The following is a 10,201-nucleotide window of genomic DNA, read 5'->3' as shown; positions in this document are numbered from 1 at the left end:
TAGCGTGAGTCACGAGCGGGCTTCCTTCCGCGGATGAGTGGATGTCGCAATTCCCATCCTGCGGGGCGGAGCCCGCTCGTCTCATCTCAGCCCGTGCCTCGTGTCAAGAACCTCATGACCCACAACACCTAGGATGGTCGGACCTGAGCGGATCGCACGAGGGCGGGAGGACGCGCGGATGGAGACGGAGCCGACGGGCACGCCGACCGGGGAGACCCGGCTGGCCCTGGTGCGCCGGGCGCGGCGGATCAACCGGATCCTGGCCGAGACGTACCCGTACGCCGTCGCCGAGCTGGACTTCGAGACGCCGTTCGAGCTGCTCGTGGCCACGGTGCTGTCCGCCCAGACCACCGACGTGCGCGTCAACGCGGCCACGCCGGCGCTGTTCGCCCGCTTCCCGGACGCCCACGCGATGGCCGCGGCCACCGAGCCGGAGCTGCAGGAGCTCGTGCGCTCCACGGGGTTCTACCGGAACAAGGCCTCCGCGATCCTGCGGCTGTCCCAGGAGCTCGTGGCCCGGCACGACGGCGAGGTCCCCGCCCGTCTCGAGGACCTCGTGGCGCTGCCCGGGGTGGGGCGCAAGACCGCGTTCGTGGTGCTCGGCAACGCCTTCGGCCAGCCCGGGATCACCGTGGACACGCACGTCGGCCGGCTCGCCCGGCGCCTGGGGTTCACGGACGAGACCGACCCGGTGAAGGTCGAGCACGCCGTGGGCGCCCTGTTCCCGCGCCGGGACTGGACGATGCTCTCCCACCGGCTGATCTTCCACGGCCGCCGCGTGTGCCACGCGCGCCGCCCGGCGTGCGGGGCGTGCCCGATCGCCCGCTGGTGCCCGTCCTACGGCGCGGGGGAGACTGACCCCGAGCGGGCGCGCGCCCTGCTCGCCTACGAGCTCAAGCCCGGCCGGGAGGAGCTGCTCGAGCTCCTGCGCGCGGGGAGGACGCGCCGGGAGCTGCGCGCCCTCGGCCACGGGCTGGAGGCCTGAGCGCTCAGCCTGCCCGCCCGCTCAGCCGGCGGTGAGGCCCGCGAGGATCGCGTCGACGGCCCGGCGCGCGTGCACCCCCACGCCCGCGAGCGTGGCCGAGGCGGCCCCGCACCAGTCGTCGTAGCCGAGCAGGTGCAGCCCCGGCACGTCCACCGAGGCGGTCGGCAGAGCACGCTCCGTCGCCGGCGCCCCGGAGGGGCGGCGGGTCAGCTCGAGGCTCCTCAGATGGCGCAGGTCCGCCCGGAAGCCCGTGCACCAGACGACGTCATCCACCGGGTGCTCGGCCCCGCGCACCCGGGCCGCGGCGCGGCTGGCGGCGGGCCAGCCGTGGCTAGCGCCGGCGTCGTGGTCCCAACGGACGCCCTCCGGCGTGAGCGCCGTGGGCGCGGGGACCGCGTGGAGCCCGGCCTCGTCGCGGGCGCGGATCACCGAGGGCACCATGACGATGTCCCCGAGGTCGCCCACGCGCGCCTCGGAGCGGCCCAGCACGCGCGCCGAGGCCCGATCGAAGAGCACCCGCCCGTCGACGTCGTCCGGCATGAACCGGGGCGGACGCCGGGTGGCCCACGTGGTGGCGACACCCGCCAGCAGCAGGTCCGCCGCGATCTGGGCGCCCGAGTTGCCGCCGCCCACCACGAGGACGCGCCGCCCGGTGAACGCGTCGGGGGAGCGGTACGCGGCGGAGTGCCGCTGCGTGCCGCCGAAGCGGTCGGCGCCCGGGAGGGCCGGCACGAACGGGCGGGTGAACGAGCCGGTCGCGGAGACCACCGCGCGGGCGCTCAGGGCCGTGCCGTCCTCGAGTCGCAGGGTGAACGGAGGGGACGCGGCGGCGTCGTGCGTCACCGCCGTGACGCGCACGCCCCGGTGCACCGGCAGCCCGTAGCGGTCCTCGTAGTCGGCCAGGTACGCGACGACGTGCCCGGCGTCCGGGGTGCCGGGGCCGGGCGACGGCGGCATGGGTCGGCCCGGCAGGGAGGAGTGCTCGGCGGGGGAGAACAGGCGCAGGGAGTCCCAGTGGTGCGGCCACGCGCCGCCGGGCTGGGCGGACGCGTCGAGCAGGACGAACGACGGCGGCGGGCCCGGCCGGCGTCCGCGGTCGACGTCCCGCGCGGCCCGCGCCAGGAAGTAGCCGGCCGCCAGTCCGGCCTGGCCGGCGCCGATCACCGCGACGTCCACCGGATCCGGGGACGCGGTGGCCGCCGGGGGCGAGGTCAGGGGAGCCGTCATGCCCCGAGGCTACGACCGGCGGCTAGCGTGGGGGCCATGCCTGAGACCCCCGCGAGCCCCCGCCCGACCTCCCGCGACGCCGCCGGGACGTCTGAGGCGTCGCTGACGGGTGCGCGGGACCAGCTGGCGGACCTCGTGGCCCGCTGGGGCACGGCCCCTGCGGACGCGCCCGGTCGCCACGACCCGGCTTCGCTCACCACCATCCCGCCCGAGGCTGTGCCGATGTGGGGCTTCGACTGGCCCCGGTCCGGCGATCCGCGCCCCTCCGCCGTGCTGATCCTGTTCGGCGCCCTCGACGACGTCCCCGCCCGTCACGACGCCGAGCGTGTGCACCCGCACGTGGACGTGCTGCTGACCCAGCGCGCCGCCACCCTGCGCCAGCACGCCGGGCAGATCGCGTTCCCCGGCGGTCGCGTCGACCCCGAGGACGCCGACGTCGTGGCCACGGCCCTGCGCGAGGCGCAGGAGGAGACCGGCTTGGACCCGGCCGGCGTGGAGGTCCTGGGCGTGCTGCCGGCGGTGCCGGTGGTGGTCTCCGGGCACGTGGTGCACCCGGTGCTCGGGTGGTGGCGGGACCCCAGTCGCGTGGCGGTGGTCGACCAGGCCGAGGCCGCGGCCGTGTTCCGGATGCCGGTCGCGGACCTGGTGGACCCCGCGAACCGGTGCCGCGTGGCCCGGCCCGGCGGCCGCCGCGGCGAGACGCCGGGCTTCCTCGTGGGCGAGCGCCTGGTGTGGGGGTTCACGGCGGCGCTGCTGGACCGTGTGCTGGCGCTGCTGGGCTGGGACGTGCCGTGGGACGACTCCCGCGTGCGCGACGCGCGGACCCACGAGATCCTGCGCGGTTGACGGCTGCGCGGCGCCGTCCGCTCCTGCACAGGCGCCGGGGGGTGGGCACGTGTCCCCAGCCGGACGACCGGGGCCGACGGTCCCGCCTCGCCCCGCCCGAGGTCGGCCGACGGTTCCCGTGGCCCCGCACCGGTGCGGCCGAGCCGGAACGCACGCAGGTCGCCGCGCCGCCGCTCGCCGCACCCGCAGCAGGCCCCTGCGGGCTGGACGTCGCCGCCGTGCGCCGACGCGTGGCCGAGGCCCGCGCGTCGGCCGCGGACGGTGCGGAGCCGCCGCTGGCCCCGCTGATCGCCGAGGCCCTCGACGCGCCGATCGACGACCCGCGCGTGGCGGCGCTGGTCGATGAGCTCGACGGCTTCGGCCCGCTCGCACCCTGGGTGCGCACCCCGGGCGTGACTGACGTGCTCGTGGACGGCGCGGGCGCGGTGTGGACCGACGGGGACGAGGGCCTCGTCCGCCGCCCCGGTCGGCTCGACCCCGAGACCGCCGGGGCGCTCGCGGTGCGGCTGCTGCACCGGGCCGGCCGCCGCCTCGATGCGGCGGTGCCGCTGGCCGACGCCCGCGTGGGCGGCGTGCGCGTCCACGCGGTCCTGCCCCCGGTCAGTGGCGGCGGCACCCTGCTGAGCCTGCGGATCCCGGCCGCGACGACGCCGTCGCTGGCCGCGCTGGCCGACGGCTGGCCGGACGGCGCCCTCTGGGCCGACGCCCTCGAGGCGCTCGTGCGCGACCGCGCCACCGTCCTGGTCAGCGGCGCGACCGGGGCGGGCAAGACCACCCTGCTCTCCGCGGCCCTCGGCCGGGTGCCGGGGGACGAACGGATCGTCGTCGTGGAGGACACGGCCGAGGCCGCGCCCGATCACCCGCACGTGGTCGCCCTGCAGTGCCGCGCCGCCAACGCGGAGGGCGCCGGCGAGGTCGGACTGGCCGAGCTCGTCCGCCACGCGCTGCGGATGCGGCCGGACCGGCTCGTGGTCGGCGAGTGCCGCGGCGCCGAGGTGGCCGATGTCCTCACCGCCCTGAACACGGGCCACCAGGGCGCGTGGGGCACCCTGCACGCCAACGCCGCCGCCGAGGTGCCCGCCCGGCTGACGGCCATGGCCTCCCTGGCCGGCTGGCGGCCCGAGACGGTGGCCGCGCAGGCCCGCGCCGGCGTGGACGCCGTGCTGCACCTCGCCCGCGACGGCCACGGGCGGCACCCCGTCGAGCTCGCCGTCCCGGACCCGCGCGCCGACGGGTTCGCCCTGCTGCCCGCCCTCACGTGGCGACCCGGGACGGAGGCGGCGGGCGGGCGGACCATCGAGGGACCCGGCGTGCCCGCGCTCGCGGCCCGGCTCGCGGGGCGGAGCGGCCGGTGAGCACGACGACGGCGGCCGGGCAGGCACGACGGTCGCGCGCTGGGCGTGCCGCGGCGCTGCTGCCCTGGCGGGCGGGGCGGCCGACGCCGGAGGAGGAGACGGAGGTGCTCGTCGGCGTGCTGCGCCGCTGGGCCGCCCTCGTCTCGGCCGGCCTGACCGAGGAGCAGGCCTGGCGGGAGACCGCGTGCACCCTGCCCGCCTGCGGGCCGGGCCCGAGCGAGGCGGGCACCGCGTGCTGTGCCCATCACCGCGCCCGACGCCGGGCCGAGGCACTGGCCTGGGATGTGCCGGCGTCGCATGCGCCGACCGGGGAGGCGGCGCGCGGCGGCGGGACCCTGCCCTGGCGGACCCCCGCACGGGACCCGGGCTGGGCGCTGATCGATGCGGCGCTCGCGGCCGGGGCCCGGGCGGGTGCTGCTCCCGCAGCCGTGGCCCGGCGGCTGGCCCACAGTCTCGAGGCGGACGTGGACGCGGCCCGGGCCCGCCGCTCGGCCGCGGCGGGGCCGGGCGCGACGTCCCGACTGCTGCAGTGGCTGCCCCTGGGCGGCCTCGGCCTCGCGTGGCTGCTCGGCACCTCCCCGTGGGACCTGGTCCGCTCGCCCTTCGGCGCCGTGGTCGCCGCGGTGGGGCTGCTGTTCTGGCTGGCCGGGCGGTCCTGGACGCGCGTGCTGCTGCGTGCGGCCGCGCGCGAGCCGGCGGCGGTGGGCGCCGCTGTCGTGCTGGACGTGCTGGCGGCGCTGCTCAGTGCCGGCCGGGCCCTGCCCGCCGCGCTGGACGACCTCGGCCGGACCCTGCCGGGCGCCCCCGGCCTGCGCGCCACGGCGGCGCTGCTGCTGTGGGGCCGGGACTGGGACGAGGCGTGGGCGGGCCTCGACACGGACCCGGTGTGGATCGAGACCGCCGCCCGACTGCGTCCGCTGCACCGGTCCGGGATGGCCGGCGCCCGCACGCTGGCCGAGACCGCCGCCGCCGTCCGTCAGCAGACCCGGCGGGCCGATGAACGGGCGGCCGAGGAGCTCGCCGTGCGCCTGGTGATGCCGCTGGGGCTGTGCCTGCTGCCCGCCTTCGTGTGCTGGGGCGTGGTGCCCGTCGTCATGGCCCTGCTCGGGGCGGGACCGGGCTGAGGCGGCGGTGATGCCGGGGCGTCCGGTCCTGCACAGGGCCCCGATCGCCCCGGCCCATCCCCGGATCCGCACCGTCCCCGGCGCGCGGGCACCGGAGCGGGCCAGCCTGGGACCAACGGCCCGGCCGGGCCGTCACCACCGCCCCGCACCGCGGGGCCCACTCCAGGAGGACCACCATGACCCACCGCTCCCACACCGCCCAGCACGCCGTCACCCGCCCGAGCGACCGCGACCGCCTCGCCCGCGTCGTCGACGCCGCGGGCGATGAGACCGGCGCGATCACGGCCGAGTACGGCATCCTCACACTCGCCGCCGTGGGCTTCGCGGGCGTGCTGGCCGTCGTGCTCACCAGCCCGGACGTGCAGTCGCTGCTCGTGGACCTCGTCACCGGGGCGCTCCAGCGTGACTGAGCACCCGACCTCCGCCCCGCCGTCCGCGCGCCGCCCGGGCGCCCGGACGGCGGGGCGGCCCCGGGCGCTCCGGGGCGGCGAGACCGGGGCCGTCACGGCCGAGTACGCGGTGCTGCTGCCCGTGATCGCGTTCGTGCTCGTGTCCGTCCTGCTCGCCGGCGCCGCCGCGGTGCAGCAGGTGCGGGGTCAGGACGCGGCGGCGTCGGCCGCCCGCATCCTCGCCCGGGGCGACGACGAGGCGGCGGCCCGGGACGCCGTGGCACGCATGGCCGGCGACGACGCCTCGCTCTCGCACACCGTCGAGGGCGGGTGGGTGACCGTCGAGGTCGTCCAGCCCGGCCCCGGGCCGCTCGCCTGGGCCGGGGCCCTCACCCTCACCGCGCACGCCACCGCCCCCGACCAGGGGCCCGGAACGCCCGCCGCCGGGCCGGAGGACCGGTCATGACCCGCGGGAGGGCGCCCGCGCGGGGCGAACGCGGCTCGGGCACCGTGTCCGTCCTGGGCACGGCCGCCCTGGGGGCGGGGCTGCTGCTGGCGGTCGCGGCGCTGGGGCAGGCCTCGGTCACCGGCGCCCGGGCGGCCGGGGCCGCCGACCTGGCGGCGCTCGCCGCCTCCGACGCCCGGCGCGGGCTCTCCGACCACGAGCCGTGCGTGCTGGCCGGGCGGACCGCCGAACGCAACGGGGCCGCCGTCGTGGCGTGCGAGGTGCGCGAGGACGGGGCCGTGCGCGTCGCGGTCGAGCTCGCCCGCGCCCCGCTGCCGGCGGCCACGGCCGACGCCGTCGCGGGCCCGCCGCGGTCTCAGGCCCCGGGCGCCGCGTCCGTGGCCCCGCCGGAGGACCCGCCGGAGGCTCCGTCGCCCGAGCCGTCGGTCGAGGCGTCCGCCGGGACGAGGTGATCGGCATGGTCCATCAGGAACCGCAGGACGGTCAGCGCGCCGGCCTTGTCCAGCGGGCTGTTGCGGTTGCCGCACTTGGGGGACTGCACGCAGGACGGGCAGCCCTGCGCGCACTCGCAGGCCGCGATGGCTCCCGCCGTCGCCTCGACCCAGCGCCGCGCCTGCTCGAAGCCGCGTTCGGCGAAGCCCGCCCCGCCGGGCCGGCCGTCGTAGACGAACACGGCGGGGGAGCCGGTGTCCGGGTGCAGGACCATCGAGACGCCGCCGATGTCCCAGCGGTCGTTCGAGGCGACGAGCGGCATCATGCCGATCATCGCGTGCTCGGCCGCGTGCAGGGCGCCGGGAAGGCGATCCGTGGTCAGTCCCGCGGCGATGAGCTCGTCCGAGGCGGCCTGGAACCACACCGCCGAGGTGAGCAGATCCCGCGCCGGCAGGTCGAGGGGCTCCTCGCCGAGCACCTCCCCGGAGGCCAGGGCCTTGCGCTGGAAGGACACCACCTGGGTGCGGACCTGCACATCCCCGAGGCACCAGCGCAGGGTGCCCTCGCGCGCGTCCAGGCGGCGGTGCACCGCCACGATCTCGATCTCCGTGACGTCCCGGGCCTGTGTGGTGAAGTCCGGCCAGGCGCGCGTGACCACCACCGCGTGCGCGTCCTCGTCCAGCTCCTCCACGAGGTACGTGCGGTCCTGGTGCACGTACACCGCGCCGGGATGCGCCTGGTAGTGGGTCTGGGGCGAGTCCATCGTGCCCAGCAGGGCCCCGGACTCGGCGTCGATGATGTCCATGGGCCCGCCGCCGTCGTCCCGCAGGGAGACCATGCCGGCGGCGTGCTCGGGGTGCGTCCAGAACCAGCCGGCCGGTCGACGGCGCAGCAGTCCCTGCTCGACCAGCACGTCCAGCAGGGCGCGCACCCGCTCCGGCTCCCCGAACCAGCCGAACGCCTCGGGCGTGATCGGCAGCTCCGCGGCGGCCGCGCACAGCTGCGGGCCGAGCAGGTGCGGGTTCTCCGGGTCCACCACGGTGTCCTCCACGCCCAGGTCGAACACGGCCTCCGGGTGGTCCACCACGAATGTGTCCAGGGGGTCGTCCGAGGCCACGAAGAACGCGAGCGCGTCCTGGCCGCCGCGCCCGGCGCGGCCGATCTGCTGGAAGAACGACGCGCGGGTGCCCGGCCAGCCGGCCACCACCACCGCGTCCAGCCCCGCGACGTCGATGCCCATCTCCAGCGCCGGCGTCGAGGCCATGCCCAGCAGCCGACCCGAGCGCAGGTCCGCCTCCAGCTGCCGCCGCTCCTCGGGCAGGTAGCCCGAGCGGTAGGCCGCGATCCGGGTGCCGAGCCCCGGCTCGACCTCCTCGAGCTGCCGCTTGGCCGCGCTGGCGATGGCCTCGGCCCCGCGCCGCGAGCGGATGAACGCCAGCGTGCGCACCTGCTGCAGGGCCAGGTCCGTGACCAGGTCGGCGGCGGCGGCCATCGCCGAGCGGCGGACGGGCGCGCCGTTCTCGCCCCGACGGTCCGTCAGCTCCGGCTCCCAGAACGCCACCGTGACCGCCCCGTGCGGGGACGCGTCCTCGGTGACGGCCGTGGCCGGCGCCCCGATCAGTCGGGCGAAGTGCCCGGCCGGATCCGCCGACGTCGCCGACGCCCCGATGAACACGGTCTCCGGCCGGTCCCCGCGGTAGTGGGCGGCGATGCGCCGCAGCCGGCGCAGCAGGATGCCCACCTGCGAGCCGAAGACGCCCCGGTACGTGTGCGACTCGTCCACCACCACGAACGCCAGGTTCCGGAAGAACGCGGCCCACCGCTCGTGGTGCGGCAGGATCCCCACGTGGAGCATGTCCGGGTTGGTCATGAGCACGGTGGCGTGCTCGCGGGCCCAGATCCGGTCCTGGAGTGCGGTGTCGCCGTCGTAGGGGGCCGCGCGCAGCCCCGGGGCGCCGTCCCGCTCGAGGGCGCGCCAGGAGGTCAGCTGGTCCGCCGCGAGGGCCTTGGTGGGGGCGAGGTAGAGCGCGGTGGCCCGGGGGTCGGCGGCGAGCCGGGTGCCGACCGCCAGCTGGTAGCCCAGCGACTTGCCCGACGCCGTGCCCGTGGCGAGCACGGTGTGCGTGCCCGAACCGGCCAGGGTCGCGGCGCGCACCTGGTGCAGCCACGGCCGCTCGACGCCGCGCGCCGCGAACGCCCTGACCAGGCCCTCCGGAGCGTCCGCGGGCCAGTCCGTGTGCCGGGCCTGCCGTGCGGGCAGCTCGGTGACGTGGCGGATCTGCTCGGGCAGCCCGGCCCGGCCCAGCGCCGCACGGAGTCCGGCCCCCGCCGGGGTGTCCGGGCGCAGGTCGCCGGGTGCCGTGACGGACAGCCCGGCCACGACGTCGGCCACCACCTCACCGACGGGCTGCGGCTCCGGTCCGGAGAAGTCCGGGGCGGCGTCGTCGACGCCCGGCGCGGCGTCCGCCGTGCCGGGCGGGCCCCAGCCGCCTGCGGGATCCGCCCAGGGGTCGTGCTCCGGGAGGTGGCCGGTCACGCCCCCATGGTGCCGGTGTGCTCGGCGGTGGGGTTGTCCTCGGCCAGGCCGCGACCCCAGATGGACACGGGGCCGAGGTCGGTCCAGGCGAGGTGGCGGTACAGCTTCTGCCCGTCCGGGGAGGCGACGAGCAGGCCGCGGCTGATCTCACCCTCGCTCATGACCTCGGAGGTCAGGTAGCGCATCACGAGGGAGCCGAGGCCGCGGCGGCGGTGGTTCGGGGACGTCCAGATCCGGTCGTAGACGGCGGTGCCGTCCTCCTCGGTGACCCAGCCGAGGGCGGCGAGCTCCTCCTCGCCCTCCGGCGCGGTCGAGGCGCCGACGGCCAGGATGCGCAGGCGACGGCTGCCCTCCATCGGCTGGTCCACGCGGGCCTCATAGCCCTCGGGCAGCAGCGGGGGCTCCACGTCCTGCAGCTCGGGGTCCATGTCCATGGTCATGAAGCGCTCCGGCTCGGCCTGGGCCTTCAGACCCATGGCCTTCGGGTCCTCGCCGGCGTCGCCGAACACGGTGAGGAGGATCTGCTCCTGGTCGCGCAGCGCCTCGCGCAGGTCCTCGAGCTCCGCGCGGGAGGGGTTCACCACCACGTGCTCCCACGTGGCCGGCACGTCCACCGTGGCGCGACCGGAGCCGCCGGGGATCATGCGGGCGGGGCGAGGGGTGCGCAGGGCCGCGCGTCGCCCCGCCTCCCGGCTGATGCGGTAGCCGCGCGATCGCGACCAGGCCGCGAACCAGGTGTCGACCAGTGCCGGATCCAGATGCTCAGTCATGTCTGAAGGGTAAGGCGTGAGGCCGGTGCGGGCCAGGTCCCGCCCGTCCCGCACGGCCGTCACGTCCGGGG

General features: G+C 77.7%; 10 protein-coding genes. 7 read left to right on the top strand and 3 right to left on the bottom strand.

What is annotated here, in order from left to right; genetic code table 11:
- The first annotated feature begins 178 nt into the window (after window positions 1–178).
- Window positions 179–985, top strand: coding sequence for an endonuclease III (gene nth, locus J1M44_RS00220; RefSeq protein ID WP_002856976.1), 807 nt, complete (start codon window positions 179–181; stop codon window positions 983–985).
- Between the two features lie 21 nt (window positions 986–1,006).
- On the opposite strand, the gene J1M44_RS00215 is transcribed toward nth, so the two are convergent.
- Complete coding sequence (locus tag J1M44_RS00215; RefSeq protein ID WP_002856978.1) at window positions 1,007–2,212, bottom strand: NAD(P)-binding domain-containing protein; 1,206 nt, start codon at window positions 2,210–2,212, stop codon at window positions 1,007–1,009.
- A gap of 36 nt (window positions 2,213–2,248) precedes the next feature.
- Between J1M44_RS00215 and J1M44_RS00210 the strand changes: the two genes are divergently transcribed.
- The 6 genes from J1M44_RS00210 to J1M44_RS00185 all read left to right on the top strand — a co-directional run bounded on the left by J1M44_RS00210 (window position 2,249) and on the right by J1M44_RS00185 (window position 6,844).
- A complete protein-coding gene (locus J1M44_RS00210; protein WP_002856980.1) occupies window positions 2,249–3,058 on the top strand; it encodes an NUDIX hydrolase in 810 nt (269 codons plus the stop codon).
- A 41-nt stretch (window positions 3,059–3,099) separates the two neighbouring features.
- Window positions 3,100–4,413 (top strand): ATPase, T2SS/T4P/T4SS family, encoded by a 1,314-nt coding sequence (locus J1M44_RS00205; RefSeq protein WP_206480326.1) that lies wholly within the window; start codon window positions 3,100–3,102, stop codon window positions 4,411–4,413.
- Window positions 4,410–5,537, top strand: a complete 1,128-nt coding sequence (locus tag J1M44_RS00200; protein WP_002856983.1) for a type II secretion system F family protein — start codon at window positions 4,410–4,412, stop codon at window positions 5,535–5,537. The genes J1M44_RS00205 and J1M44_RS00200 overlap by 4 nt, the downstream gene beginning before the upstream one ends.
- A 176-nt stretch (window positions 5,538–5,713) precedes the next feature.
- Window positions 5,714–5,947, top strand: a complete 234-nt coding sequence (locus J1M44_RS00195) for a DUF4244 domain-containing protein (RefSeq protein WP_002856985.1) — start codon at window positions 5,714–5,716, stop codon at window positions 5,945–5,947.
- Window positions 5,940–6,392 carry a TadE family type IV pilus minor pilin gene (locus J1M44_RS00190; protein WP_206480325.1) on the top strand — a complete coding sequence of 151 codons (453 nt, stop codon included), beginning with the start codon at window positions 5,940–5,942 and terminating at the stop codon, window positions 6,390–6,392. Before J1M44_RS00195 ends, J1M44_RS00190 begins: the two co-directional genes overlap by 8 nt.
- The gene (locus J1M44_RS00185; RefSeq protein WP_036334898.1) at window positions 6,389–6,844 is read left to right on the top strand and encodes an Rv3654c family TadE-like protein; all 456 of its coding nucleotides are present in this window, start codon (window positions 6,389–6,391) and stop codon (window positions 6,842–6,844) included. The genes J1M44_RS00190 and J1M44_RS00185 overlap by 4 nt, the downstream gene beginning before the upstream one ends.
- Here J1M44_RS00185 and J1M44_RS00180 read toward each other — a convergent pair.
- Together J1M44_RS00180 and J1M44_RS00175 are read right to left on the bottom strand one after the other, a co-directional pair.
- The gene (locus J1M44_RS00180; RefSeq protein ID WP_060775644.1) at window positions 6,748–9,360 is read right to left on the bottom strand and encodes a DEAD/DEAH box helicase; all 2,613 of its coding nucleotides are present in this window, start codon (window positions 9,358–9,360) and stop codon (window positions 6,748–6,750) included. The two genes, J1M44_RS00185 and J1M44_RS00180, sit on opposite strands and share 97 nt — an antisense overlap.
- Window positions 9,357–10,130 (bottom strand): GNAT family N-acetyltransferase, encoded by a 774-nt coding sequence (locus tag J1M44_RS00175; protein ID WP_036334901.1) that lies wholly within the window; start codon window positions 10,128–10,130, stop codon window positions 9,357–9,359. Before J1M44_RS00175 ends, J1M44_RS00180 begins: the two co-directional genes overlap by 4 nt.
- Between the last annotated feature and the right edge of the window lie 71 nt (window positions 10,131–10,201).

This window comes from Micrococcus sp. KRD128, assembly GCF_017168395.1.
Taxonomy (GTDB): domain Bacteria; phylum Actinomycetota; class Actinomycetes; order Actinomycetales; family Micrococcaceae; genus Micrococcus; species Micrococcus luteus.
This window is presented reverse-complemented; position numbering and strand designations above follow the sequence as displayed.

What these genes read in the sequence shown, in the direction of transcription:
- nth (WP_002856976.1), top strand. Translation starts at nt 179, where the DNA reads ATGGAGACGGAGCCGACGGGCACGCCGACCGGGGAGACCCGGCTGGCC.
- J1M44_RS00215 (WP_002856978.1), bottom strand. Translation starts at nt 2,212, where the DNA reads ATGACGGCTCCCCTGACCTCGCCCCCGGCGGCCACCGCGTCCCCGGAT.
- J1M44_RS00210 (WP_002856980.1), top strand. Translation starts at nt 2,249, where the DNA reads ATGCCTGAGACCCCCGCGAGCCCCCGCCCGACCTCCCGCGACGCCGCC.
- J1M44_RS00195 (WP_002856985.1), top strand. Translation starts at nt 5,714, where the DNA reads ATGACCCACCGCTCCCACACCGCCCAGCACGCCGTCACCCGCCCGAGC.
- J1M44_RS00185 (WP_036334898.1), top strand. Translation starts at nt 6,389, where the DNA reads ATGACCCGCGGGAGGGCGCCCGCGCGGGGCGAACGCGGCTCGGGCACC.
- J1M44_RS00175 (WP_036334901.1), bottom strand. Translation starts at nt 10,130, where the DNA reads ATGACTGAGCATCTGGATCCGGCACTGGTCGACACCTGGTTCGCGGCC.